This is a genomic window from Enorma shizhengliae (assembly GCF_009676995.1).
Lineage (GTDB): Bacteria > Actinomycetota > Coriobacteriia > Coriobacteriales > Coriobacteriaceae > Enorma > Enorma massiliensis.
Map to the genome: position 1 here is coordinate 515,579 of NZ_VTFZ01000001.1, position 23,696 is coordinate 539,274.

Below are 23,696 nucleotides of genomic sequence, written 5' to 3' on the forward strand. Positions count from 1 at the left end.
CTCAACGACGTGTGCTCGATAGCGATCGAGGAGCGCCTCGCCGGCGGCTCGCGCGCGCCGCATGGTCCCGCAAAGGAGGCGTAGCGCATGGATAGCTTCATTCCCTTTGGCTATACGATGGCGATTCTCATCTTTGGCTTCGTCATCTACCTCGTGCTCTCGATGCCCACGAAGCGCGACCTCCGCAAGGCGACGCACCCCGATGCCGAGGCGCGCAGGTCTGCGGGGCTCGCGGCGGAGCTGCGTGCGCGCAAAGGCGCCCGCTGCCGGCTTTTGCTTGGCGAAGTACACTTCGTTGCGAACAGCTCTCAGATCGAGGACGTGGTAGAAGATGTCGATGATGAATGGGTGCTGGTGAGAACGATGGGTTCCGGGCAGGGCGCGCGGTTGGTTGCCGTGCGGCTCGAGCGCATAGCGGGGATCGAGGAATAAGAGCGGGCCACGCCGCAGACGGTGCGGTATGCTGAATTGCCAAGGCGAAAGGGGGAGAAATGGGCGAGCGAGATAGCTTTCGGCAAGCATCGCAGTGTGGTCGCGATGGAGCGCAGGCGTTTGCAGGGCGGAAGGCCCATGCGTCTGCGCCGGCGGATCCCGCGGATACTGCCCTGTCGCTCGTTCGCATCTTGGTGCTCCCCGGTGCCGATGAGGATGCTGCCGAGCGCCTGGGAGCCAAAATCGGCGTGGCGCCGCTCCGCGATGAGTGTGTTCTCGATCCGTCCGACCTCGTTGTGCGCTTTGATACGGATGGCGTGTCCCTGCAGCGTGGTGAGCTGAGCATGCGCGCGGATCTGGCCGCGATGCTTCCGCGCCTCAAGGCTGGGCGCCTCAATCGCGAACTGCTGGTTCGTGCCGCACGCATCAAGGGCGCTCAGGTGGGCGAATGCCCCCTGCGTGCTGTCGACGCGACGGCGGGCTTAGGCGAAGATGCACTGTTGCTCGCTGCGGCCGGCTTCGAGGTGATGCTTTTCGAGCGTGACCCGGTTATCGCCGCGCTCCTGGCCGATAGCCTGCGCCGCGCGCGAGAGCATCCGCAGCTTGCCGATGCCGCGTCACGCATGCATCTCGCGGGTACCGACAGCGTCGAAGCCATGCCGGCGATCGATCTTGCACCTGATGTGGTCTATCTCGACCCTATGTTTCCCGAACGGAGAAAGAGCGCGGCAGTAAAGAAGAAATTCCAGCTCATCCACTACCTCGAGCATCCGTGCGACGATCAGGAGGCGCTCATGCGCGCAGCTTTGGCGGCGCATCCGCGCAAGGTGGTCGTCAAGCGCCCGGTCAAGGGACCGCATCTCGCCGGAATTAAGCCGAGCTACTCCCTGGCAGGTAAGAGCGTTCGCTACGACTGTATCGTGCCTGTCCGATGAGGTAGGGCGGAATGGACGCCGGGGATGGCGTGACGGATCCCGGTTTCCGCACTCAATTTAAAAAGTAAACATATGGAAACTTATTGCAGAGGAGCATTGTAGTGTCCTAAGCAATGGCCGAAAAGTTAAATATAGATAACTTATTGCCTGAAACGATGCGCCACGGGAGGCGGCATGATGAAGCAGGTTACAGATGAGGAGCTCGAGGACTCGGTCGTGCGCATGTGCGCGCCGACGCTGCTTGGCGTGAAACCGGCGAACATGTTTACCTTCTCGGGGCGCTTTTCGGACGATGAGGTGCAGGCCCCGTCGGCCAATGCTTTTGAGGATGCTCGCGTCTGGTGTCGCGCTGCGGGTTGTGAGGAGCCGCTCAGCCGGGCATGTGCCGACGGTTGTGCGGAATCTTGGAGCCAGCCCCATGCGGCCGATGACGAGCATGGCTGCACCGATCAGCGTTGCCCTTGCACGATAACCGGGCGTCGGCGGGAAGAGCTTGGGCTTCTTGTGCATAGGCTCGATAGGGAACTGGGCCCATACGGCGTACGCGTGCGCGTGATCGCTTGGCGGGCGTTTGGCGCTATCGTGCTTGCGTATCGTCCGGATTTGCTCGTTTCGCATCTGCGCGATGCGCGTACAACAGCGGTGTTGGCGAGCCTAGGATATCCCGTTCTCAACAGCGTATTACCTGATCGGGTGCGAGAAACTTCCCTCGACGCGCTGCTCGCACATCTTACCCAAAGGTTTGCTATGGAAAAGCTCCCCCACGAGATTGGCTTCTTCTTGGGCTATCCCTACGAGGATGTTGAGGGGTTCGTGCGACATCGGGGCCGGAAGTTCCGATTTTGCGGGTGCTGGAAGGTCTACGGCGACCCTCGGGCGGCAGCGAAGCTGTTTGCGCGCTACCGAAGATGTACGCGCCGGTGCGTGCGGCTGCGACGAAGCGGCAGCAAAGTGGTAGACATCGCAGCCGGTTGTCGTTATCGGGGGCGTGGAGGGGCTTAGTTCAGTGTAGCTCAGTACGCGTGGTTAGGTTCATCGGGTCCTACGGACCTAGGGAGATGACGGGCCTATGGCTCAAAGAAGGGAAACAATATGAGTAACGTTGCAGTCGTGTTTTGGAGTGGGACGGGAAACACTGAGGCCATGGCTGATCTCGTAGCCGAGGGCGTGCAGTCCGCAGGCGGTGAGGCTAGTGTAATCCAGGCGACAGAATTCTCGGTCGAAGAGCTCGATGCCTACGATGCCTTTGCCTTTGGGTGCCCCGCGATGGGTGCGGAGGAGCTTGAAAGCGAGGAATTTGAGCCCATGTGGAACGCCGTCGAGCCGGCGTTGCCCGGCCGAAAGGTGGCGTTGTTCGGTAGCTACGATTGGGCCGAGGGCGAGTGGATGGACCTTTGGCGTGAGCGCGCGGAGGCTGCGGGCGTCACCGTGAGCGAGACGGTCATTGCTAAGAATTATCCCGACGAGGAGGCATCCGACGCGTGCCGCGCCCTCGGCGCTGCCCTCGTTTAGCGCGACAGCCTAGCATGTCGAAAGGGTGCCGGGGTCGTTTCGGCCTGGGCAAGGGGCGCTGGGGTCGCTTTGGCCGGCGGCCTTATTGCACGGCATGGTACTCTAGCACCGGGTACTCGATTACCACCCGAAGCCGCCGTTCCGAATGCGAGGGTTCATGGCCACCTTGTTCATCGATGCTGACGCCTGCCCGGTCACGCGCGATGCCCTTGCGCTTGCGCGAAAAGCGCACGTGCCCGTGGTCGTCGCGGGAAACACCACGCAGAATCTTGAACGGCACGTGCGCCCCGACGACCCGCGCTCGCCGATGGAGGCCTACGGGGGCTTCTGGGTGGAGACGCTTGCCGTTGGCGTGGGAGCCGACGCGGCGGATTTTGCCATCGCGGAGCGCCTGAAGCCGGGCGACATCGTGGTCACGCAAGATATTGGCTTGGCGAGCATGGCGCTTGGGCGCGGCGCGGCGGCAATCGGCGTGCGCGGGCATGTTTACCGTAAAGAGACCATCGACATGCAGCTATTTCTTCGGCATGAGGAAAAGAAAGTGCGGCGCGCTGGGGGCCGTACCAAGGGTCCCGCGGCTTTCACCGATGAGGATCGCGAGCGCTTCCGCGACAACCTGCGCAGGCTGCTGCAGGATGCGATTCGGGGCTAAAATGCCATGCAACTACAGGTAGGCGGCGGCGTTGAATGAGACAGATGTGCCAGGTTAAACTGTCTCTTTTCGCAACAAGGCCAGTCTGTGAGACAGCATGAGACAGTTTAACCTGGCACAACTGTCTCACGCCGCACAGAATGTTCGAGGCTCGAGTCGGAAGGTATTTCGCGACCCTCCGAGTAGACACCTTGCGCGAGCCAGCAAAAGAGCAGGTCGCGTGGAACCGGAAGCTCGGTCTACTCAACCCATCGATAAAAACCTTCCGACTCGAGCCTCGAGCTTTTTCCGGGGAAGGAAACGAAGCGCAAAAGGAGCGTGGCCGCCCCCGCTATGCGCGCAGTGCATACCAACATGCCCAGAATGCGGCGCGCGCCGCCATTTCTCCGTCGGACAATGAAAACCGATTCTGTTGTCGAACAAGGAGGTCATACATGGCAAACGTGAAGAAGCGCGTGCTTGGCAAAAGCGGTATCGAGGTGTCTCCGCTGGGGCTCGGTTGCATGGGGCTCACTCATGCAAGCGGCGACGCGATGGATACGCCCGCTGCCGCCCGCGTGATTCGCGAGGCGTTCGAGATGGGCTACACGTTCTTCGATACGGCCGAGAGCTACGTGGGTGAGAACGCGGCGGGCGAGACGCTTTACAACGAGGTCGCGGTGGGGGAGGCACTGCGCCCCGTGCGCGATCAGGTGGTTATCGCAACCAAGTTCGGCGTGCACCACAACCCAGACAAGACGCTATCCGTTGACTCGCGGCCCGAGACGATCCGCCGCGCCATCGACGGCAGCCTGAGTCGTTTGGGCATCGATTACATCGATCTTTACTACCAGCATCGCATCGATCCTAACGTGGAGCCTGAGGAAGTTGCCGGCGTTATGGCCGAGCTTATGCAGGCGGGCAAGATCCGCGCATGGGGCATCTCGGAGGTGGACGAGGATTACTTGCGGCGAGCGGATGCGGTGTGCCCCGTGGCTGCCGTCCAGAACCGTTATTCAATGCTCGCGCGCTGGCACGAGCCGCTCTTCCCCGTGCTCGAGGAGCTCAATGTGGCGCTCGTGGCGTTCAGCCCCATGGCGAACGGCTTTTTGACCGGCGCGTATAGTCCGAAGACGAAGTTCGAGGGTGCGCAGGACTATCGTGACGGCATGCCTCAGTACACGCCTGAGGGCTACGAGAAGGACCGCGCGGTGCTCGGGCTTCTCGGCGATCTTGCGCGCGAAAAGAATGCGACGATGGCTCAGATCTCGCTCGCGTGGATGCTCTGCAAGAAGCCGTGGATCATCCCCATTCCGGGTAGCCGCAAGCCCGAGCGCCTGCGGGAGAACCTTGAAGCCGCCCAGGTATCGCTTTCGGCTGAGGAAGTCGCTCGCATCGATGCTGCGCTCGATGGCATGGACCTTGCGGTTTTCGGCGGTCACGCGCGGGCATAGGGTCCGGCGCGTGTACAGGGCGCCGTGACGAGCGGTAGGCAGAACGCCGTGTTCTGGGCAGCTCCTACGCGCGCATGGGCGCGCCGCATTAGGGGTCGGCACCCATGTGCGCGGCGCCTGGACATTTTCTTGACCTGGAGCGTACTCCAAGGGCTACGATGCCCTCGGAAACTAACAGTTGAGTGAAAGGAGCTCCAATGGATCTTGATCTTGAGCAGCAGGCACGTGAGAGTCTCGGGGCGTCGAGCGCATTCCCGCTGGGCGAGCCCAATACCGCCTTTGCGCAGTACTTCATCGGCAACAGCTACCTTGCGCCGCTCGCCGGCGGTGTGGCCAACGTGACCTTCGAGCCCGGTTGCCGCAACAACTGGCACGTGCATCATGGCGAGCGCCAGGTGCTCGTTTGCACCGGCGGGCGCGGTTGGTACCAGGAATGGGGCCAGCCCGCGCAGGAGCTCCATGCGGGCGACGTGGTCGACATCCAGCCCGAGGTCAAGCACTGGCACGGCGCCGCCAAGGATTCTTGGTTCACGCACATTGCCATCGCCATGCCGGTCAAGGGGTGCGACGAGCAGTCTAATGAATGGCTCGAGCCCGTCGATGACGAGCAATACGGCAAGCTCGCCTAGTACGAAGCGGATGCACCGAGCGGTCAAAATGGGACGGGTCCATTTTGACGCATCAATGTTACATCCGGATTGGAGGCTACCATATGGCACAGTCTGACGCAGCCGCGGCATATCTCGAGCGCATGAATCCCGGAGCGCGAGGCTCGCTCGCCGCGACCGATCCCGAGTTCGCTGAGCGTTATAACACGTTCGCGTTCGACGAGGTCGTGAACGAGGAGGCGGCGAAGCTGCCCGATCGCGAGCGCTTCCTGGCGATCCTCGCCGCACTCATGGGTTGCCAGGGCATCGATGAGTTCCGCATCATGGTGGTGGGTGCTCTCAACTTCGGCGTGACGCCCGTCGAGATCAAAGAGGTTGCCTACCAGGGCACCGCGTACCTTGGCATGGGGCGCACTCTGCCGTTTATCCGCGCGGTGAACGAGGTCTTTGCCGAGCGCGGCATCGAGTTGCCCCTTGAGGGCCAGGCAACCACCACGTTCGAGACGCGCCTCACCGCGGGAAACCAGGTGCAGGTCGATTACTTTGGCGAGGGCATGCGCGAGACCTGGCTCCATGGTCCTGCTGAGCGCGCGCATATCAACAAGTGGCTCGCCGACAACTGCTTCGGTGACTACTACACGCGCAACGGCCTTTCCGATCGCGACCGCGAGATGATCACCTTCTGCTTCATCGCGGCGCAGGGCGGTTGCGAGCCTCAGCTCACGAGCCATGCTGCGGGCAACATGAACCTGGGAAACGACAAGGACTTCCTGTATCGCGTGGTTTCGCAAATTCTGCCTTATATAGGCTATCCGCGCAGCCTCAACGCGCTCGCTTGCGTGGACAAGGCCACTGCGTAGGGGTAATGCGCAAAGATCAAATTGGTCAAAATGGGACTGTCCCAATTTGACCGCCCCCAATTTGACGTTCCCCAGGTTGACATTCTGGATGCGCCGCTCGTTTTTGGGCGAGATTCGGACACTGAAGGCGTTGTCGGGCGACTTTCGTACGCTCGGGACGCTTTGAGCGTCCAGATCTTGCCCGAGAACGAGCGGCGCGTCCGTTTTTCGCCCGAAAACCCTGGCGCGCCGGAGCGGTTGCGCGCTGAGGGCTGCCGCATGCGGGAGCGGTTGCGCGCTGAGGGCCGCCGCGCGCTGGGGCGGTTGCATGCTGTGGGCCATCGCGCGCCGAGAGCCGCCGTATGCGAGCGCCGTCGAGCCTCGCAAGCCGCTGCACGCCGGCGTCCGCCGCGGCCAAATGCCCCCGCTGCGGATGCTTAACATACCGCCACCGTTTGTTAGCAATTTGTAAACTCGTCGTTTACGCTGGGTAATGCTTCATAAGACTCATGTAATAACTGGCCGACGAGCACTTCTGCCAAGAATCGAACGCGTATGGTGCATTGCAGACGAGCGCAGGCGTCTGTCGATTTTGCCTGCGACCATCGTGCGTATTAGATTCTGGAAGGAGAATCGTTCATGTTCGATTATTCGTGCTCTCGTCGTCAGTTCCTCGGCTTCGCCGGTGGCATCGCCGCCGTCGCGGGCCTCGGCCTTGCTGGCTGCAGCGGCCAGACCACTACCGCCGGCTCCACCGGCAGCGCTGCTGCGGGCGCCAGCCTCTCCGGCACCATCAACTGCGGTGGCGCCACCTCGTTCCAGCCGCTCGTTGAGGCTGTGGCTGGCGATTTCCAGGATGCCAACCCCGACGTGGTCATCGCCATCTCCGGCGGCGGCTCGGGCGACGGCATCTCCGGCATCGTTGACGGCTCCCTCCAGATCGGCCGCTCCGACGTGTTCGCCGAGGAGAAGGTCGATGACGAGTCCCAGCTCGAGGGCCTCGTTGACAACCAGGTGTGCATCGTGGGCATGGGCCCGATCGTGAACGCCAGCGTTGACATCGACGACATCACCACCGAGCAGCTCGCTGGCATCTTCACCGGCCAGATCACCGACTGGTCCGAGGTGGGCGGCACCGCCGGCACCATCAACGTCATCAACCGCGAGGCCGGCTCCGGCACCCGTGCCACCTTCGAGGCCGCCGTGCTCCAGGGCGCCGAGGTCCCCGCGGACTTCACCCCGGTTGCCGAGGTCGACTCCTCGGGCACCGTCGTTGAGCAGGTTGCTGCCACCGAGGGCTCCATCTCCTACGTTGCCTTCAACTACTACGAGACCAACGAGGGCATCAAGGCGCTCAACGTCGACGGCGTGGAGCCCACGCAGGAGAACGTCGAGAACGGCGACTTCAACATCTGGGCCTACGAGCACATGTACACCCGCTCCGACGAGGACGAGGCCACGGCTGCCGTCACCCAGGCGTTCATCGACTACATCATGTCCGAGGACGTCCAGAGCACGACCGTCATCGAGCAGGGCTTCATCCCTGTGAGCAACATGAAGGTCAAGAAGGACGTCGACGGCAACGTCACTCCTGTCGAGTAGCGCGCCCGCAAAAGCGGTGCAGTGGTAGTACGACGGGGTACCCCTCGTTCGCGCGGGGTGCCCCGTTTTCTTTGGATTAGTCTGTGGAGAAAGGCGTCACATGGCTAAGGTTATGCCAAAACGCCGTCTGGAGAACATCGGGCTCACCATCACGGGTGCGTGCGTGGCCCTTGTGGCCCTCGTGGTGATCACCTTGATCTTCATGGTCGCCCAGCAGGGTCTGACCACGTTTTTCGTAGACGGCTTCGATCCCATCGCGTTCCTCACGGGAACGCACTGGATTCCCGAGCAGGACATGTACGGAGCGCTCCCCATGATCGTGGGTTCGTTCTCGGTCACCCTGCTCTCTACGATCATCGCTCTGCCCATCGCGCTTGGCTCGGCCATGTTCGTGGTGGAGATTGCGCCCGGTTTCGGCCGTCGCGTGTTCCAGCCGCTCGTCGAGCTGCTCGTGGGCATTCCTTCGGTCGTCTACGGCGTGCTCGGTCTTTATGTGGTGAACAGCGCCATGCGCATGATCTTCGGTGCTTCCGCGGGCACCGGCGCGGGCATCCTCTCCGGCGCCATCGTGCTGGCGGTCATGATCTTGCCCACGGTGACGACGCTCTCCATCGATGCGCTCGCTGCTGTGCCCAACGAGTACCGTGAGGGTTCCTACGCGCTCGGTTGCACCCGCTGGCAGACCATCTGGCACGTGGTGCTCAAGAGCGCCATGCCCTCGCTCATGACGGCGGTCATCTTGGGTATGACCCGCGCGTTCGGCGAGACCCTCGCCGTGCAGATGGTCATCGGCGGCGTTGAGCGCAATATGCCCACCGGGCTTCTCTCGCCGGCCTCAACCCTTACGGCCACCCTCACCTCTGGCCTTAACAACGCGGTGAGCGGCACCGAGTTCTACCATGCGCTGTGGTCGCTCGGTCTCATCCTGCTCGCCATGTCGCTCGTGTTCATCCTCATCATTCACCTCATCGGTCATAAGGGGGCGAAGCAGAATGGCTAACCAGGCAAACGCTCCGGCTGCAACTCCCACGCAGCAGCGCGACCTTTCCGCTCATGTGGCTCGCATCGGCAAGCAGGATAAGATCGCAACCGGCATCCTGACGGCGATCGTTGGATTCGTCCTGCTGCTCCTTGCCGCCATCATCGTCTACATCCTTGCGCGAGGCGGTGGCATCGCGCTCACGCCCGGGTTCCTCACCAACCCCTCCACCGACGAGGCGGTGTCGGGAATTCTGTACCAGCTGTTCGATTCGTTCTACATGCTGCTCATCACCTTGCTCATCTCGGTGCCCATCTCGCTTGGCGGCGCCATCTTCCTGGTGGAGTACGCGCCCGATAACTGGATCACCTCCGCGGCATCCACGGCCATCGAGACGCTTTCCAGCCTGCCCTCCATCGTCGTGGGCATGTTCGGTTCGCTCTTCTTCGTCGTGGTGATGGGCTGGGGCATCTCGATTATCTCGGGTGCCGTGGCACTCACGATGTTCAACATCCCCATTCTGGTTCGCACCATCCAGCAGGCACTCGAAGACGTGCCGCGCAGCCAGCGCGACGCCGCGCTCGCCATGGGGCTCACCCGCTGGGAGACCACCGTGAACGTGCTGCTCCCCGCTGCCATGCCCGCTATCGTGACCGGCATCGTCATCTCTGCGGGCCGCGTGTTCGGCGAAGCTGCCGCGCTCATCTTCACCTCGGGCTCCGCGCCCTCGCGCCTCAACTTCGCGAGCACGAATCTCATGAGCCCGACCAACCCGTTCAACATCTTCCGTCCCGCCTGCACGCTCGCCGTCTATATCTGGCGCCTCACCTCCGAGCCCACGCCTGGTTCGACCGAGATCGTGTGGGGCACGGCCACCGTGCTGCTCGTGTGCGTGCTGCTCTTCAATGTGCTCGCACGCGTGCTGGGCAAGTTCCTCGCGAGGAGGCTGACCGCCGAATGAGTGACACCAACGCGCAGGCCGCGCTTCTCTCTACCAAGGACGTGACCGTTACCTACGACCTCACGCACGAGGCGCTCCACAAGACGAGCCTCGAGTTCCGTGCGGGCGAGGTCACGGCCCTCATCGGCCCCTCCGGCTGCGGCAAGTCCACCTTCCTGCGCTGCCTGAACCTCATGAACCGTGAGATTCCGCGCTGCAAGGTTGGCGGAGAGATCTTCTACCACGACCACAACATCAATACCAAGACCGAGAACCTCTTCGAGCTGCGCAAGTCCATCGGCATGGTGTTCCAGCAGCCCACGCCGTTCCGCAAGTCCATTCGCGAGAACATCCTGTTCGCTCCCAAGAAGCATGGCCGCTTGCACGGCAAGGACGAGGAGGACGAGCTCGTGGAGACGTCGCTTCGCCAGGCGGCGCTCTGGGACGAGGTCAAGGACAAGCTGAAGCAGTCTGCCCACGCCCTTTCCGGTGGCCAGCAGCAGCGCCTGTGCATCGCCCGCACGCTTGCCATGAAGCCGGACGTGGTGCTCTATGACGAGCCGTGCTCGGCGCTCGACCCCATCTCGACCTATACGATCGAGGAGACCATCCGCTCGCTCTGCGACACGGGGCTCTGCCAGATCATCGTGACCCACAACATGGAGCAGGCCGGCCGCGTGAGTGACCGCACCGCCTTCTTCTACGTGGGCGATATGGTGGAAACGGGCACCACCCAGCAGATTTTCTCGGCACCCAAAGACCAGCGTCTTGCCGATTACCTGACGGGTAGGTTCGGCTGATGGAGAAGACTATGGATAGAGAGTTCAACGAGGATATCCACCGCAGCGTGGAGGGCGTGGAGAGCATGCTCTCCATCCGCGACTTCAACCTGTGGTACGGCGATTTCCAGGCGTTGAAGAACATCACGCTCGAGATTCCCAAGAACCGCGCGACCGCCTTCATCGGGCCTTCGGGATGCGGAAAGTCCACGCTGCTGCGCACGTTCAATCGCATGTGCGACTTCGTGGAGACGGTCAAGACCGAGGGAACGATCGAGTTCGACGGGCAGGATATCTTCAAGATGGACGCCAACGCGCTCCGCGTGTACGTGGGCATGGTGTTCCAGCACCCCAACCCGTTCCCCATGAGCATTCGCGAAAACGTGCTCTACGGTGTGAAGCGCATGGGCCGCATGAGCCGTTCGGAGGAGGACGAGATCTTGGAGCGCTGCCTCACGCGTGCGGCGCTTTGGGACGAGGTCAAGGACAAGCTTGGCCAGAGCGGCCTTGGGCTTTCCGGCGGCCAGCAGCAGCGCCTGTGCATCGCCCGCGCGCTTGCCACCGACCCTTCGGTGCTCCTCATGGACGAGCCCACATCGGCGCTCGACCCCATCTCGACCTCGATGGTCGAGGAGCTCATGATGCAGCTCTCCGAGGACCATACCGTCGTGGTCGTGACGCACAACATGCAGCAGGCGGCGCGCGTTGCCGATAAAACCTGCTTCTTCTACCTGGGAGAGCTCGTTGAGGCAGCGCCCACCAAGGAGCTCTTCTCCAACCCCAAGGAGAAGCTCACCAACGACTATCTGACGGGAAGGTTCAGCTAATGATTACTCGTTCCGAATTTCGTCATCAGCTTGAAGAGATCGACGAGACGCTCGGTCGCTTCAGTGAGAAGACGGCAAAGGATATTCGTGCGCTCGCCTTGGCGCTTGCCGGTGACGCCGACGCGATTGACGAGGTGCTTGGCGGTGCCAAGTCCGAGCGTCGTCTGCGCACCGCCATCGAGGATGGCTGCCTGGACATCATGCTGCTCCAGCAGCCGATCGCCGGAGACCTGCGTTTCGTGAGCGGCTCGTTCCGCCTGGTCTCGGATCTCACTCACATTGACGAGATGAGCCGCGACGTGGCGTATCTGGCCAAGAGCCTACCTGCCGAGGTTTCCGCCAAGCTCAGGGAGCACCTCGACTTCGCCGCCGACCGCGTGGCGACGATGGTTGAGGAGGCCGTTGAGGCGTTCCGTACCACCGACGTGGACAAGGCCCGCGGCGTCTTCGCCATGGACGACGACATCGACGACATTTACTTGGCCGCTGAGGGCGTGGTCATCGACCTCATCAAGGCGAGCGAGACCCGCGCCAAGTACCTGCCCGAGCTGCTCATGGTGGCTAAGTACTTCGAGCGTATGGGCGACGACGCCGTGCGCATCGCCGACTGGGCAGTCTTCCGTGCCACGGGCGCCCGCGAGATGACCAAGGGCGAATAGCTGCGGAGTGGTTCACAGACACCGGGTGTCTACGAACCAAGTGGGTTACAGAAAGCGGGTTTCCACGAGCCACGCATTTGCCTCCCCTTCGCGGGCCGGTAGCCGTTTGCGGTTGCCGGCCCGTTTGCTTTTGCGAAGTGGGTTCGGCGCGATGGCGGGAGTGGCTTTAGCCAGCTTCTGCTATGCCGGGGTGTCTACAGACTCAGGCCGAGGCGCTTCTGAAGGATGAGACACGCGCCGAGCTCTGGTTCGTGGAGCGGAGCGACAAGGCGGCAGCAACGGGGGAGAGCTGCGCCCAGCGGCCCGAGGATGGCTTCGCCCGCCTTGAACGTGCCGCCGACATAGGTGACGGGGATGCTGCCCGCTGCCTGATTATCCGGTTCATCGAAGATGCCGTGCACAATGGCCGCGACCATCTCGGCTTCTTCCGTCGCTGCGCGCTCAAGGATGCGCTGCGCGCTTGCGTCGCCCACCGCTGCGGCTTTGCTCACCAGGGGTGCAAGTGCCGAGATGCGCGAGCGGTTCGCCATGTGCTCCTGCGCGAAGGCGATGATATCGAAATCGTCGGCAAGCTCGAGTTCCTGCCGTACGAGGCTGCGCAGGGGCCCCGCCGGGTCGCGTCCGTCGCACTGGCGGGTGAACGCGCGCAGCAGTTCCTTGCCCAGCCAACCGCCGCTGCCTTCGTCTCCGAGCTCGTAGTCCCAGCCGCCGCAGCGTAGCGAGCGCTCGCCGTGTACGCCGTAGGCGATGGAGCCCGTGCCAGCGATGATCACGATGCCGTCGGCAAGGTTCAGCCCTGCGGCCCAAGCGCTTTCCACGTCGTTGACGAGCGCGTAGGGGTGCGCACCGGCAACTTTGGCCACGATCTGTTCGATGCGCGCCGTCGACGCGGTTCCCTCGCCATACCCACACATACCGATGCCGATGCCGTATTGCTCGCTCAAAAGCCCGGCCGCCTCGGCGCGGGCGATGCCCTCGGCGAGGACAGCTTCCATGCCATCGAAGCCAGCCTGTGCGTAGTGGCTCGTTGGTAACTCGAAGCGGTCGAGTTGCGTTAGCGTCTCGTCATATGTGGCGAATGCTGTCTTGGTTCCGCCTGCATCAATTCCGAGCCAGCGCATGGCACCCCTCCGGTCTTCGCGTTCTCCCGCATATGATAAAACGAACCAGGTTTGTTTTATCAATTCTGATTGGTCGTGCGGTGCAGCAAACCGGCCTTATTCTACCAGTTAGGAAAACTCCAGCTCAGAGCCTCCGCAACCATGGGTTGGTTAAAATGTCCGCCAAACATGGTTTCCGCCGCCAGCACGCGGGGACGCAGACCGGATTGACGTGGCGCATGGCGAAGAGCGGGCCAATGCGATGCGCGGCGCCAAGCGCGGTTGGTTGCATCGCGTTGGTGAAGGACTTGGTGCGGCGCCCGGCTGTTGCTTGCCAAGGCAAGCAATGCTTTTAGTGCCCTCCCTGTCTCTCCAAAGTTAGCCAAAAAGCGCTAAGTCGGTCTTTTTTCCTTTGGTTTGTGGGTGCGCTTTCATAAGTATGCTGGTACGGAGGAATGCGATAGGCTTCCTACCAGCACGGTTGCCAGATGGCACCGTCAAAACCCGAGACAAAAGACCGACTTAGCACATTTTTGGCTAAATAATCGAAAGTAGGGGGTTTATTAATTTGCTATGAGCGCCTGATGCGGTCTCCAGGCGCCTGCGACCAGCATGGTTTCGATAGGCCGCGCGTCCGATAAATCAAGACCGCTCGCATGACGGGCGGTTCCTTACGTCATGTGCATCGCGCGGCACGATATAAAGCCGAAATACGGTGCGGCGCACCGCCAGTGCGTCGCGCAAGACGCCGCGGCCTCCATCATTAACAGTGTATGAATCGGGTGGCTTGCTCGCGCTCGGGGCAGGGAGCTGGTACCATTGACCCTCGCATGCCGGGCTGCGCGGTCTACGCAGGCTCGGCAATCTGTACGCACGCCGCCCGCTCCGGCACGGGGCGGCACAGATTATAAGGAGGACTCTGTGGCAGAGACCCAGACCACTGCTGGCGCACCAACCGGCGCCGTAACCGCTACGCCCGCTGCATCCGGCGTCCAGAACCCCGAGAACATCCATTCCATGCACACCCGCACCGCCGGCGAGCTTCGCGCCGAGAACATCGGCGAGGAGGTTACCCTCACCGGATGGGTGTGGCGTCGCCGCGACCACGGCGGCCTGATCTTCTGCGACCTGCGCGATCGCACCGGCATGACGCAGTGCACGTTCGACCCCGAGCATGCTCAAGGCAGCGCGTTCCACACCGCCGAGACCATGCGCCCGGAGTGGCCCATCCTGGTGCACGGCACCGTGATCGCCCGTGATGCCGAGACGGTCAACCCCAAGCTGCCCACCGGCGAGATCGAGGTGCTTGTCGACCATATCGAGGTGCTCGGTCGCTCCAAGACCCCGCCCTTCCAGATCGAGGACGGCATCGAGACCGCCGAGGACACGCGCCTGCGCTACCGATACCTGGATCTTCGTCGTCCGGAGATGGCCGAGAAGCTCAAGCTGCGCTCGGATTTCACCTTCGCGATCCGTTCCGCGCTCCATAACCGCGCATTTACCGAGGTCGAGACCCCGGCGCTCTTCAAGTCCACTCCCGAGGGCGCGCGCGACTTCATCGTTCCCAGCCGTCTGCAGCCGGGCAGCTTCTACGCCCTGCCGCAGAGCCCGCAGCTCCTCAAGCAGCTGCTCATGGTTGGTGGCGTTGAGCGTTACTACCAGGTGGCTAAGTGCTTCCGCGACGAGGACCTGCGCGCCGATCGCCAGCCCGAGTTCACGCAGGTGGACATCGAGATGAGCTTCGTTGACCAGGACGACGTCATGGGCGCGCTCGAAGACGTGCTTGCCGACGCGTTCGCCCAGGTTGGCGTCGAGATGCCCACGCCGCTCCGCCGTATCAACTACTGGGATGCCATGGACACCTACGGCTCCGACAAGCCGGACACGCGCTTCGGCATGCACCTCGTCGACCTCACCGATGTCTTCAAGGGCTCCAAGTTCAAGGTGTTCTCCGGCGCCGCCAACACCGAGGGCCACGTAGTCAAGGCCATCAACGCCAAGGGTGCCGGCACCTGGCCGCGCGCACAGATCGATAAGCTCGCGAAGGTTGCCGAGTCCTTCGGTGCCAAGGGCCTGGCCTGGATCGCCTTCCGCGAGGACGGCTCCATGAACTCGCCCATCGTGAAGTTCTTCAGCGACGAGGAGATGGCCGAGCTCAAGAGCCGCTGCGACGTGGAGCCCGGCGACCTCGTGATGTTCGCCGCTGGCCCGCGTCTCGCTTCCGACGAGATTCTCGGCGGCATGCGCAGCCACATGGCCGATGCGCTGGGCATCGAGTGCGAGGGGCATGATTTCCTGTGGGTCGTGGACTTCCCGCTCTTCCACTGGGACGACGATGCCAAGCGCTACGAGGCCGAGCACCAGCCCTTCACCCTGCCGCATGTGGACCAGCTCGACCTGCTCGAGACCAATCCGCTTGCCATGGGCAGCTGCACGTACGACTTCGTGATGGACGGCTTCGAGGCGGGCGGCGGCGGCATGCGCATCCATGATGCCGAGCTGCAGCTTAAGATGCTCGAGTTCATGGGCTTTACGGAAGAGCGCGCGAAGGAGCAGTTCGGCTTCCTCATGGAGGCGCTCACCTTCGGCGCGCCCCCGATGGGCGGCTTCGCGCTCGGCCTCGACCGCGTGTGCATGCTGCTTGCGGGCAGTGATTCCATCCGCGACGTGATGGCCTTCCCCAAGACGAGCTCTGGCTCCGACCTCATGTCGGGCGCGCCGAGCGCGGTGTCGCTCGGCCAGCTCAAAGAGGTTTCGCTACGCCTCATGTAATGTCGAATTTGGCGATTTTGGGACAGTCCCATTTTGACCGCTTTGACAAAAAATGGGACAGTCCCATTTTGACTGCCCCGCATTAGCATTGAGCATCTTTGTTACACCTTGGCCCAGCCCCGCATCCAACGGCGGCTGGGCTGCTTGGTATTGTTACTATTGAGGAACCCGATAGAAAGGCGAGGAGCATGGTCGAGTTCGCGCATGTGGTGCAGGGTCGAGCGGGTCTGCACGCCCGTCCCGTGGCCGAAATCTGCTCTTTCGCCGGTTCCTACGACGGCAGGATCACCCTTGCGTTCTCCGGGCAAACGGTCTCGGCGACCGATATCATGGGCGTCATGGGGCTGGGTGCGCGTCAAGGGGATGAGCTGCGATTTTCGGTCGAGGGCCCCGACGAGCAGTCCACCGCCGACCGCCTTCGCGCCAAGCTCGAGTCTTGCCTCTAACTACTGGTCGGGGCCGGCGTGGCCGAGCTGGCACGCTGCTACGACGGGAGCTCGAGGTCTATGAGTATGCGGCGTTCCTGAACGGTCGCCTCATCTTCTCGGAACCCGAGGTCGTGGGCGATCAGCCCGCACATGGCTCGGTCTTTACGCTTGAGGGTTCGGCCATTGTGTCGGCTGTGAAAGCGGCGGAGGATCCGGAGAAGCCGGGTATTATCGTGCGCCTGTTCTGCGGAATGCACGAGGGGGATGCAACGGCAAGGCTCGTGTTCGCGGAGCCGGTGCACCGCGCATGCATCTGCGACCTGCGCGAGCGCGAAACGGAGGAGCTTGCCGTGGACGGCGCTACGGTTGAGCTGCCCGTGCTCAAGCACTGCAAGTTCATCACGGTCTACGTGGAGTGATAAAACGAACCCGGTCCGTTTTATCACAAGATGCGCCAGGTGAGGCAACGCGCCTGCACGCGCCGCCCCTTTCGGATGTCTTATTGGAGACGCCTCGTTCTTGGCATACAATGGGGCGGCAGGGCGTTCACCTCGTGGCAAGGAGCTGTACCATGGAATCAATCATCGAGCTCGTACCGGTGTTCAAGGAGAAGATCTGGGGCGGGCGCAAGCTCGAGACCGAGTTTGGCTACGAGATCCCCGCCGGGCCCGTGGGCGAGTGCTGGGCAATCTCTGCACACCCGGCGGGCGACGACGAGATCGCCTCGGGCGAGTACGCCGGGAAGACGCTTTCGTGGTTGTGGGACGAGCACCGCGAGCTCTTCGGCAATTGCGAAGGCGACCGGTTCCCGCTGCTCGTCAAGATCATCGATGCGAAGGACGACCTCTCGATTCAGGTGCATCCCGATAACGACTACGCAGCAGAGCACGAAGATGGTTCGCTGGGCAAGAAGGAGTGCTGGTACGTGCTCTCCGCCGAGCCGGGCCAGACCATCGTTGTGGGCCAGCGCGCTCGCTCGCGTGAGGAGTTCGCCCAGATGGTCGAAGAGGGGCGCTGGAGCGAGCTCTTGAACGAGATCCCCATCAAGGCGGGCGATTTCTTCCAGATCGACCCCGGCACGGTGCACGCCATCAAGGGCGGCACGGTGATTTTGGAATCGCAGCAGTCGAGCGATGTGACCTATCGCGTCTATGATTACGATCGCAAACAGGACGACGGAACGCTGCGCCCGCTCCACATGCAGCAGGCGCTCGACGTTATCGATTTTGATCGTGCCCCGCTCACCTCGGGCGAGGTCGAGCTCGCAGGCCCTGTTACCACACTCGAGCAGAATGAGTGCTATACCGTCGACCTCGTGCGCGTCGGCGAAGACGGGAACGCTGCGGAGCTCGTCGTCGAGACGCCGCATCCCTTTACGTGCATCAGCATGATCGAGGGTGAGGGCATCGTGAACGGCCGGGAGGTCAAGAAGGGAACGCACCTGCTGGCCCTTTCCGCCTGCGATACGCTGGAGCTCTCCGGCACCATGCAGGTGGTGCTCTCCTACCTGTAGAGAGACAGTTGTGCCGGGTCAATCTGTCTCCGAGACAATCGTGCCGGGTTAATTTGTCTCATTTATCTATCCCGCTCTCGTGTTTCGGCCCCGTCCGCGCCTCTGCGGGCGGGGTTTTGTTTGTCGAGACGTCGAAGCAGGGAAGGAGACAGATTGACCTGGCACAACTGTCTCAATCTGGCACAACTGTCTCATGCGTGAGACAGATTAACCTGGCACAACTGTCTCATGGGAAAAGTGTGCCGATACAAACTTTTTTGTTACCAATGGCTAATTCAATCTTCCCCTCGCAAGGCTGTCGTGGTAGTTTACTTAGGTGAACTGTTGCGCAACGCATGCTGTGGCAAAGGTGCGCACGGATCGTAAGGCGGAAACGATGAAACGGGTGGTTTGACATGGGACAGGGGCCGCAGATGCCGGCGATGCCGCTATCGCTGGTCCACAGCGGAGACACTGTTACGGTCGCACGCGTGCGCGGCAACGAGAACATCAAGCACCATCTTGAGAACCTTGGCTTTGTCGAGGGCTCAGAGGTGCATGTGGTGAGCTCAAGCGGCAGCAACATCATCGTGACCATCAAGGGGGCGCGGTTCGGCCTCGATGCGAAGGTCGCCGCACATGTCATGACGGCATAGGCACGCCTCTGCGTGCAGCGCCCGCTTAAGGCGGGTCCGTCGCGCGCGGTTAAGCCTTCCGCCGTTCGGAACGTGGAAAGGGGGATGCAATGAAAACGCTCGGAGATGTGCAGGTGGGTGGTTCGTCCACCATCGTGAAGCTCCATGGCGAGGGGGCGCTCCGCCGTCATCTCATGGACCTTGGCCTCATCAAGGGTACGCCGTTCACGGTTGTCAAGGTTGCGCCGCTCGGCGATCCGATCGAGATAACGGTTCGCGGCTATGAGCTCTCGATTCGCAAGGAAGAGGCAGCGATTGTCGAGGTGCAGTAGCGCGGCGATTGCCGAGGCACGTCGCGCGCCGCTCGCTCATGGTGGGCGGGGCATCGTGTCGCGCCTCGCATAGCTTCTGGTGCAGCGCACCTCTTTTTTTGAAGGTAGAGTTAGCGGAATCTAACAAATATCACAGCTCCAGTGACATTTGTTAGCCTCAGCTTATTGGCACGCGAAAACCCGGTTCCCGCGAACCAAATGGTTCGCTGTGGCCCGGGTCCCAGGAATCAGCCACGAACCAACTAGGAGCCAAGCGCCGCAAAGCCCGCGGAGTTCAGGCTTCGGGACGTTCGCCACGATCCGGTTTGGGGTGTTAAGGGCTAAGGATTGCTAGCTCGGTAACTTGCAATAAGTTTCAAAGCCTATGGAAGAAGGATTACATGGCAGCTTCACAGCTCCATATCGCGTTGGCAGGTAACCCCAACTGCGGTAAGACCACATTGTTCAATCAGATCACGGGCCAGAACGGCTATGTGGGCAACTGGCCCGGCGTTACGGTCGAGAAGAAGGAGGCCAGGCTCTCCGCCGACAAGAGCGTGATCATCACCGACCTTCCCGGCATCTACTCGCTCAGTCCCTACAGCCCCGAGGAGCGCGTCTCGCGCGATTACCTCATGAGCGGCGAGCCCGATGTGGTCATCCAGGTCGTTGATGCCACCAATCTCGAGCGCAACCTGTACCTCGCGCTCCAGGTTATCGAGACGGGTGTGCCCGTGGTCGTGGCGCTCAACATGGCCGACCTCGTGGAGAAGAACGGCGACAAGATCGATACCGAGGCGCTTTCCAAGAGCCTCGGGTGCCCGGTCGTCATGATTTCGGCGCTCAAGAACCGCGGGCTCGACAAGCTCATCGCTGAGGCCAAGCAGGCAGTGGGCAGCGCTTCCGGAAAGACGCCGCACAAGTTTGACTCTGCCATCGAAGACGTCCTCGACCACATCGAGGGTCAGCTTCCCGGCTCGGTGCCCGCGCACAAGCGCCGCTACTACGCGGTCAAGCTCTTCGAGCGCGACGCCGATGCAACCAAGCTCGTGAACCTCACCAAGGGTGCAGCCGACCGCGTGGAAGAGCTCATCGCCAAATGCGAGCAGGACTGCGACGACGACGCCGAGTCCATCATCACCGGCGAGCGCTATGCCGTGATCGCGCACATCATCGACGGTTGCCTCAAGAAGGCGCCTGCCCGCATGAGCACGTCCGAGAAGATCGACCGCGTGGTCACGAACCGCATCCTCGGCCTGCCGATCTTCCTCCTTATCATGTACGTGGTTTACTATCTGGCCATCTCTACCTTCGGCACCGCGGGCACCGACTGGGTGAACGACAACCTCTTCGGCGAGGGCTTCGAGCTCTTTGGCCAAAGCTTCCCGTCCGTACCCATGGTGGTCGAGGGCTGGCTCACCTCACTCGGCGCAAGCGATCTCGTGATCAGCCTGGTAAACGACGGCATCGTTGCTGGTGTGGGCGCGGTGCTCGGCTTCATCCCTCAGATGTTCGTCCTCTTCATCCTGCTTTCCTTCCTCGAGGACTGCGGCTACATGGCGCGCGTCGCGTTCGTTATGGACCGCGTGTTCCGTCGCTTCGGCCTCTCGGGCAAGAGCTTCATCCCCATGCTCGTCTCTACGGGCTGCGGCGTGCCGGGCGTGCTTGCCACGAAGACTATCGAGAACGAGAAGGACCGCCGCATGACGGTCATGACCACGACATTCATCCCCTGCGGCGCGAAGCTTCCCATCATCGCGCTGCTCATGGGTGCGCTCGTGGGCGATGCCGAGTCTACGTGGATCGCGCCGCTCTTCTACTTCCTGGGTGTCGTGGCTGTCATCGTCTCGGGCATCATGCTCAAGAAGACGAAGCTCTTCGCCGGCCGCCCCACGCCGTTCGTCATGGAGTTGCCGAGCTACCACTTCCCCTCGCTGAAGTCTTGGTGGCTGCATATCTGGGAGCGCGTGAGCGCGTACATCAAGAAGGCGTTCACGATCATCTTCGCCTCCACCATCGTGGTGTGGTTCCTGTCGAACTTCGGAGTTGCCTCTTGGGACGGCGGCACGGGCGCCTTCGGGTTCCTGCCCGCCATGGAGGGCGTGCCCGAGGAGTTCACCGACTACTCCGTGCTCGCCATGCTCGGCGGTGCCATCGCATGGATTTTCGCTCCGCTCGGCTTCAGCACGTGGCAGGCCACGGCTATGTCGATTACCGGCCTCGTGGCGAAGGAGAACGTGATCGCCACGGCGGCGTCGCTCCTGCACATCGCCGATGCCGGCGAGACCGATCCGGCGCTCTGGCAGGCCTTTGCCGCCATGTTCCCAAGCGCGGGCGCCATCGCTGCCTTCGGTGCGTTCAACCTGCTCTGCGCGCCGTGCTTCGCCGCCATGGGCACCATCCGCGCCCAGATGAACTCCGGCAAATGGACCGCCATCGCGCTGGGCTACGAGTGCGCCTTCGCATGGGTCGTGGGCCTCATCATCAACCAGCTCTATAACCTCATCGTGCTCGGTGAGTTTGGGCTGTGGACCGTTGTGGCCTTTGCGTTCATTGCGCTCATCCTCTTCCAGCTCTTACGGCCCATGCCCAAGGGAGCTATGGGCGAGGACGATGGCGTGGCTCCTGCTGCCGCTGCTGCATAAGATGGGGCTCTTGCCCATATAAGATTCGGTTGCTCGCCAGGGCGCCCGCACGGTGCCTGCATTGAGCCCGCGCGGCGCCCTGGCCTTCAACTCGGAGCGGATTGCTCGCGGCGCCCATCCCCTCTGTTATCCAACAGTTTCCAGCCTCGATGGGATCCGCTCCGCGTTGGAGAAGCTATGCGTACCCCATGCGTCTTAGCTGCATGGGGTACGATGATCGTATCGTAGGAGGTGAACGCGGTGCTTTCTTTGGCCGACATCATCGTGCTCGCATTGGTGGCTGTCGCGTTTGTGGCGGTGTGCGTGCGTGTGCGGCGCAAGGGGTCGTGCGCGGATTGCGCCTCGGCTGGCGTGTGCACGGGTCATTGCAGTTCGAGCACCAAGAAGAGCTGCCCGGCCATGAAGGGCGTCGACGCTGTGGCGCAGGAGCTCGAGCAAAGTGTAAAGAGATAAAACGAACCCGGTTCATTTTCTCTAGGCACAGTAGAATGAGAAAACGAACCGGGTTCGTTTTATCAAATTGGGCTCGCTGCACCATTTTGCGGGCACCGCCTACCGTGCCCCGGAAACGCTGCTGAAACAATCGTATGGCACAGTGAACGGGTACGTGCGCGTACTGTGTGAACCCCAGTATTAGGGAGGACACTGGCTCATGGATCAGCAGCAGAACATCGATTTCGTTCTTCGCACCGTCGAGGAGCGCGGCATTCGCTTTGTGCATCTCTGGTTTACCGATGTGCTCGGCAGGCTCAAGAGCTTCGCCATTAGCCCCGAAGACCTCGAGGTTGCCTTCGAGGAAGGCGTCGGCTTCGACGGCTCTGCCATCGAAGGATTCACCGCACCCGAGGAGGCCGACATGCTCGCCTTCCCGGACCCGTCCACGTTCCAGGTGCTTCCCTGGCGTCCCTCGCACGACGGCGTGGCTCGCGTGTTCTGCGACATTCGCAAGCCCGACCGCACGTATTTCGAGGGCGATCCGCGCGAGTGCCTGCGTCGCATGTTCCGCAAGGCGGAGTCGTCCGGCTACATCATGAACGTCGGCACGGAGCTCGAATACTATTACTTCCCCGACGACCACACGCCCGTTCCCATGGACGAGGTGGGCTACTTCGACCTCATGCCGTCTGATTCCGCGCGCGACCTGCGCCGCGACACCGTGCTTACCCTCGAGAAGATGAGCATCCCGGTTGAGTACACCTTCCATTCGTCGGGTAAGTCGCAGCATGGCATCTCGCTGCGCCATGCCGAGGCGCTCACTACCTCGGATGCCATCATGACGGCCAAGTACATCATCAAGCTCGAGGCCTATGCGTCCGACATCCATGCCTCGTTCATGCCCAAGCCCATCGCGGGGGCGCCGTCGAGCGCCATGTTCCTCCACCAGTCGCTCTTCGATCGCCAGGGGAACAACGTCTTCTGGGGCGAGGACGACAACACGTACCATCTTTCCAATCTTGCCAAGCACTACATGGCGGGCATCCTTGCGCACGCGCAAGAGATCAGCGCCATCACCAACCCCACGGTCAACTCTTACAAGCGCCTCACCACGGGCGAGGGGAATACGCCCGAGTCCGCCACGTGGGGGCTGCGCAACCGCTCTGCGATGATCCGCGTTCCCATCTACAAGCCGGGCAAGCAGCTCTCCACGCGTATCGAGCTGCGCTCCCCGGACCCGATGTCGAATCCCTATCTCGTAAACGCGGTGACGCTCGCCGCAGGCCTCGACGGCATCGAGCGAAAGCTGGAGCTACCGCCCGAGGCTACGGCCGAGATGCTCAACCAGGGCCCCGAGGCGCTGGCCGCTACCGGCTATGCGCCCCTGCCGCGCAGTCTCGACGAGGCCCTCGATTACTTCGAGGACTCCCAGTTCATGAAGGACGCGCTCGGTGAGCATATCCACTCGTTCTTCCTCAAGAAGAAGCGCGCCGAGTGGGCGAAGTTCACCTCGACGGTCACCGAGTGGGAGATCAAGCACTACTTCGCAAATTCCTAGCGAAGTTCGGGCGGCTGCGCGGCAACGACCTTGTGCCCACCGTGCAGCCGAGCGCGCTGTCTCGCCGGCCAGTTGAAGGTTTTGGCAACGGGGCACGGGCCAGCGGAGGCGCGCAAAGCCGCA

General features: G+C 62.2%; 24 protein-coding genes. 23 read left to right on the top strand and 1 reads right to left on the bottom strand.

What is annotated here, in order from left to right; all coding sequences use genetic code 11:
• The first annotated feature begins 87 nt into the window (after positions 1-87).
• The 14 genes from GJE22_RS02130 (at position 88) to GJE22_RS02195 (ending at position 12,197) form a co-directional block, all read left to right on the top strand.
• Complete coding sequence (locus tag GJE22_RS02130; protein WP_144687158.1) at positions 88-432, top strand: hypothetical protein; 345 nt, start codon at positions 88-90, stop codon at positions 430-432.
• A gap of 59 nt (positions 433-491) precedes the next feature.
• Positions 492-1,367 (top strand): class I SAM-dependent methyltransferase, encoded by an 876-nt coding sequence (locus GJE22_RS02135; RefSeq protein WP_144687157.1) that lies wholly within the window; start codon positions 492-494, stop codon positions 1,365-1,367.
• Between the two features lie 174 nt (positions 1,368-1,541).
• Positions 1,542-2,369 (top strand): DUF3793 family protein, encoded by an 828-nt coding sequence (locus GJE22_RS02140; protein WP_144687156.1) that lies wholly within the window; start codon positions 1,542-1,544, stop codon positions 2,367-2,369.
• A gap of 90 nt (positions 2,370-2,459) precedes the next feature.
• Entirely contained in the window at positions 2,460-2,879 is a 420-nt protein-coding gene (locus tag GJE22_RS02145) for a flavodoxin (RefSeq protein WP_144687155.1), read from the top strand.
• Positions 2,880-3,036: 157 nt separating this feature from the next.
• Positions 3,037-3,531: a YaiI/YqxD family protein gene (locus GJE22_RS02150; RefSeq protein ID WP_144687154.1), complete on the top strand. Its 495-nt coding sequence runs from the start codon at positions 3,037-3,039 to the stop codon at positions 3,529-3,531.
• 434 nt (positions 3,532-3,965) lie between these two features.
• On the top strand, positions 3,966-4,964 hold the full coding sequence (locus GJE22_RS02155; RefSeq protein ID WP_154324057.1) for an aldo/keto reductase: 999 nt from the start codon (positions 3,966-3,968) through the stop codon (positions 4,962-4,964).
• A gap of 197 nt (positions 4,965-5,161) precedes the next feature.
• The gene (locus GJE22_RS02160; RefSeq protein WP_144687153.1) at positions 5,162-5,593 is read left to right on the top strand and encodes a cupin domain-containing protein; all 432 of its coding nucleotides are present in this window, start codon (positions 5,162-5,164) and stop codon (positions 5,591-5,593) included.
• A gap of 83 nt (positions 5,594-5,676) precedes the next feature.
• Entirely contained in the window at positions 5,677-6,432 is a 756-nt protein-coding gene (locus GJE22_RS02165) for a carboxymuconolactone decarboxylase family protein (protein ID WP_144687152.1), read from the top strand.
• 618 nt (positions 6,433-7,050) lie between these two features.
• Positions 7,051-8,013, top strand: a complete 963-nt coding sequence (locus tag GJE22_RS02170; protein WP_144687151.1) for a phosphate ABC transporter substrate-binding protein — start codon at positions 7,051-7,053, stop codon at positions 8,011-8,013.
• A gap of 100 nt (positions 8,014-8,113) precedes the next feature.
• A complete protein-coding gene (gene pstC / locus GJE22_RS02175; RefSeq protein ID WP_019127761.1) occupies positions 8,114-9,013 on the top strand; it encodes a phosphate ABC transporter permease subunit PstC in 900 nt (299 codons plus the stop codon).
• Positions 9,006-9,953: a phosphate ABC transporter permease PstA gene (gene pstA / locus GJE22_RS02180; RefSeq protein WP_144687150.1), complete on the top strand. Its 948-nt coding sequence runs from the start codon at positions 9,006-9,008 to the stop codon at positions 9,951-9,953. The genes pstC and pstA overlap by 8 nt, the downstream gene beginning before the upstream one ends.
• Positions 9,950-10,732 carry a phosphate ABC transporter ATP-binding protein gene (locus GJE22_RS02185; RefSeq protein WP_022349989.1) on the top strand — a complete coding sequence of 261 codons (783 nt, stop codon included), beginning with the start codon at positions 9,950-9,952 and terminating at the stop codon, positions 10,730-10,732. Before pstA ends, GJE22_RS02185 begins: the two co-directional genes overlap by 4 nt.
• Before the next feature lie 11 nt (positions 10,733-10,743).
• A complete protein-coding gene (pstB, locus tag GJE22_RS02190; protein ID WP_144687149.1) occupies positions 10,744-11,538 on the top strand; it encodes a phosphate ABC transporter ATP-binding protein PstB in 795 nt (264 codons plus the stop codon).
• A complete protein-coding gene (locus GJE22_RS02195; RefSeq protein ID WP_144687148.1) occupies positions 11,538-12,197 on the top strand; it encodes a phosphate signaling complex PhoU family protein in 660 nt (219 codons plus the stop codon). The genes pstB and GJE22_RS02195 overlap by 1 nt, the downstream gene beginning before the upstream one ends.
• 194 nt (positions 12,198-12,391) lie before the next feature.
• On the opposite strand, the gene GJE22_RS02200 is transcribed toward GJE22_RS02195, so the two are convergent.
• Positions 12,392-13,318: an N-acetylglucosamine kinase gene (locus GJE22_RS02200; protein ID WP_144687147.1), complete on the bottom strand. Its 927-nt coding sequence runs from the start codon at positions 13,316-13,318 to the stop codon at positions 12,392-12,394.
• A 996-nt stretch (positions 13,319-14,314) separates the two neighbouring features.
• Between GJE22_RS02200 and aspS the strand changes: the two genes are divergently transcribed.
• From aspS to GJE22_RS02245, 9 genes are all read left to right on the top strand, one after another.
• Positions 14,315-16,069, top strand: a complete 1,755-nt coding sequence (aspS, locus tag GJE22_RS02205) for an aspartate--tRNA ligase (RefSeq protein ID WP_144687613.1) — start codon at positions 14,315-14,317, stop codon at positions 16,067-16,069.
• 188 nt (positions 16,070-16,257) lie between these two features.
• Complete coding sequence (locus tag GJE22_RS02210) at positions 16,258-16,515, top strand: HPr family phosphocarrier protein (RefSeq protein WP_144687146.1); 258 nt, start codon at positions 16,258-16,260, stop codon at positions 16,513-16,515.
• Complete coding sequence (locus GJE22_RS02215) at positions 16,506-16,916, top strand: glycosyl hydrolase-related protein (RefSeq protein WP_144687145.1); 411 nt, start codon at positions 16,506-16,508, stop codon at positions 16,914-16,916. Before GJE22_RS02210 ends, GJE22_RS02215 begins: the two co-directional genes overlap by 10 nt.
• Positions 16,917-17,068: 152 nt before the next feature.
• Positions 17,069-18,010 carry a type I phosphomannose isomerase catalytic subunit gene (locus GJE22_RS02220; RefSeq protein WP_144687144.1) on the top strand — a complete coding sequence of 314 codons (942 nt, stop codon included), beginning with the start codon at positions 17,069-17,071 and terminating at the stop codon, positions 18,008-18,010.
• Between the two features lie 395 nt (positions 18,011-18,405).
• Positions 18,406-18,645: a FeoA family protein gene (locus tag GJE22_RS02225; RefSeq protein WP_019127771.1), complete on the top strand. Its 240-nt coding sequence runs from the start codon at positions 18,406-18,408 to the stop codon at positions 18,643-18,645.
• Between the two features lie 89 nt (positions 18,646-18,734).
• Positions 18,735-18,956, top strand: coding sequence for a FeoA family protein (locus tag GJE22_RS02230; RefSeq protein ID WP_019127772.1), 222 nt, complete (start codon positions 18,735-18,737; stop codon positions 18,954-18,956).
• A 380-nt stretch (positions 18,957-19,336) separates the two neighbouring features.
• Positions 19,337-21,580, top strand: coding sequence for a ferrous iron transport protein B (gene feoB, locus GJE22_RS02235; protein WP_144687143.1), 2,244 nt, complete (start codon positions 19,337-19,339; stop codon positions 21,578-21,580).
• A 240-nt stretch (positions 21,581-21,820) separates the two neighbouring features.
• The gene (locus tag GJE22_RS02240) at positions 21,821-22,033 is read left to right on the top strand and encodes a hypothetical protein (protein WP_144687142.1); all 213 of its coding nucleotides are present in this window, start codon (positions 21,821-21,823) and stop codon (positions 22,031-22,033) included.
• Positions 22,034-22,232: 199 nt separating this feature from the next.
• Complete coding sequence (locus GJE22_RS02245) at positions 22,233-23,573, top strand: glutamine synthetase family protein (RefSeq protein ID WP_144687141.1); 1,341 nt, start codon at positions 22,233-22,235, stop codon at positions 23,571-23,573.
• Positions 23,574-23,696 lie beyond the last annotated feature (123 nt).

Bases quoted from the DNA above. Each gene is read 5' to 3' on its own strand.
- GJE22_RS02170 (WP_144687151.1), top strand. From the start codon at position 7,051: ATGTTCGATTATTCGTGCTCTCGTCGTCAGTTCCTCGGCTTCGCCGGT.
- GJE22_RS02220 (WP_144687144.1), top strand. From the start codon at position 17,069: ATGGAATCAATCATCGAGCTCGTACCGGTGTTCAAGGAGAAGATCTGG.
- pstC (WP_019127761.1), top strand. From the start codon at position 8,114: ATGGCTAAGGTTATGCCAAAACGCCGTCTGGAGAACATCGGGCTCACC.
- GJE22_RS02155 (WP_154324057.1), top strand. From the start codon at position 3,966: ATGGCAAACGTGAAGAAGCGCGTGCTTGGCAAAAGCGGTATCGAGGTG.
- pstB (WP_144687149.1), top strand. From the start codon at position 10,744: ATGGATAGAGAGTTCAACGAGGATATCCACCGCAGCGTGGAGGGCGTG.
- GJE22_RS02130 (WP_144687158.1), top strand. From the start codon at position 88: ATGGATAGCTTCATTCCCTTTGGCTATACGATGGCGATTCTCATCTTT.
- GJE22_RS02145 (WP_144687155.1), top strand. From the start codon at position 2,460: ATGAGTAACGTTGCAGTCGTGTTTTGGAGTGGGACGGGAAACACTGAG.
- GJE22_RS02150 (WP_144687154.1), top strand. From the start codon at position 3,037: ATGGCCACCTTGTTCATCGATGCTGACGCCTGCCCGGTCACGCGCGAT.
- aspS (WP_144687613.1), top strand. From the start codon at position 14,315: ATGCACACCCGCACCGCCGGCGAGCTTCGCGCCGAGAACATCGGCGAG.
- GJE22_RS02140 (WP_144687156.1), top strand. From the start codon at position 1,542: ATGATGAAGCAGGTTACAGATGAGGAGCTCGAGGACTCGGTCGTGCGC.
- GJE22_RS02195 (WP_144687148.1), top strand. From the start codon at position 11,538: ATGATTACTCGTTCCGAATTTCGTCATCAGCTTGAAGAGATCGACGAG.
- GJE22_RS02165 (WP_144687152.1), top strand. From the start codon at position 5,677: ATGGCACAGTCTGACGCAGCCGCGGCATATCTCGAGCGCATGAATCCC.
- GJE22_RS02160 (WP_144687153.1), top strand. From the start codon at position 5,162: ATGGATCTTGATCTTGAGCAGCAGGCACGTGAGAGTCTCGGGGCGTCG.
- pstA (WP_144687150.1), top strand. From the start codon at position 9,006: ATGGCTAACCAGGCAAACGCTCCGGCTGCAACTCCCACGCAGCAGCGC.
- GJE22_RS02245 (WP_144687141.1), top strand. From the start codon at position 22,233: ATGGATCAGCAGCAGAACATCGATTTCGTTCTTCGCACCGTCGAGGAG.
- GJE22_RS02185 (WP_022349989.1), top strand. From the start codon at position 9,950: ATGAGTGACACCAACGCGCAGGCCGCGCTTCTCTCTACCAAGGACGTG.
- GJE22_RS02225 (WP_019127771.1), top strand. From the start codon at position 18,406: ATGGGACAGGGGCCGCAGATGCCGGCGATGCCGCTATCGCTGGTCCAC.
- GJE22_RS02135 (WP_144687157.1), top strand. From the start codon at position 492: ATGGGCGAGCGAGATAGCTTTCGGCAAGCATCGCAGTGTGGTCGCGAT.
- GJE22_RS02200 (WP_144687147.1), bottom strand. From the start codon at position 13,318: ATGCGCTGGCTCGGAATTGATGCAGGCGGAACCAAGACAGCATTCGCC.
- GJE22_RS02210 (WP_144687146.1), top strand. From the start codon at position 16,258: ATGGTCGAGTTCGCGCATGTGGTGCAGGGTCGAGCGGGTCTGCACGCC.
- feoB (WP_144687143.1), top strand. From the start codon at position 19,337: ATGGCAGCTTCACAGCTCCATATCGCGTTGGCAGGTAACCCCAACTGC.
- GJE22_RS02230 (WP_019127772.1), top strand. From the start codon at position 18,735: ATGAAAACGCTCGGAGATGTGCAGGTGGGTGGTTCGTCCACCATCGTG.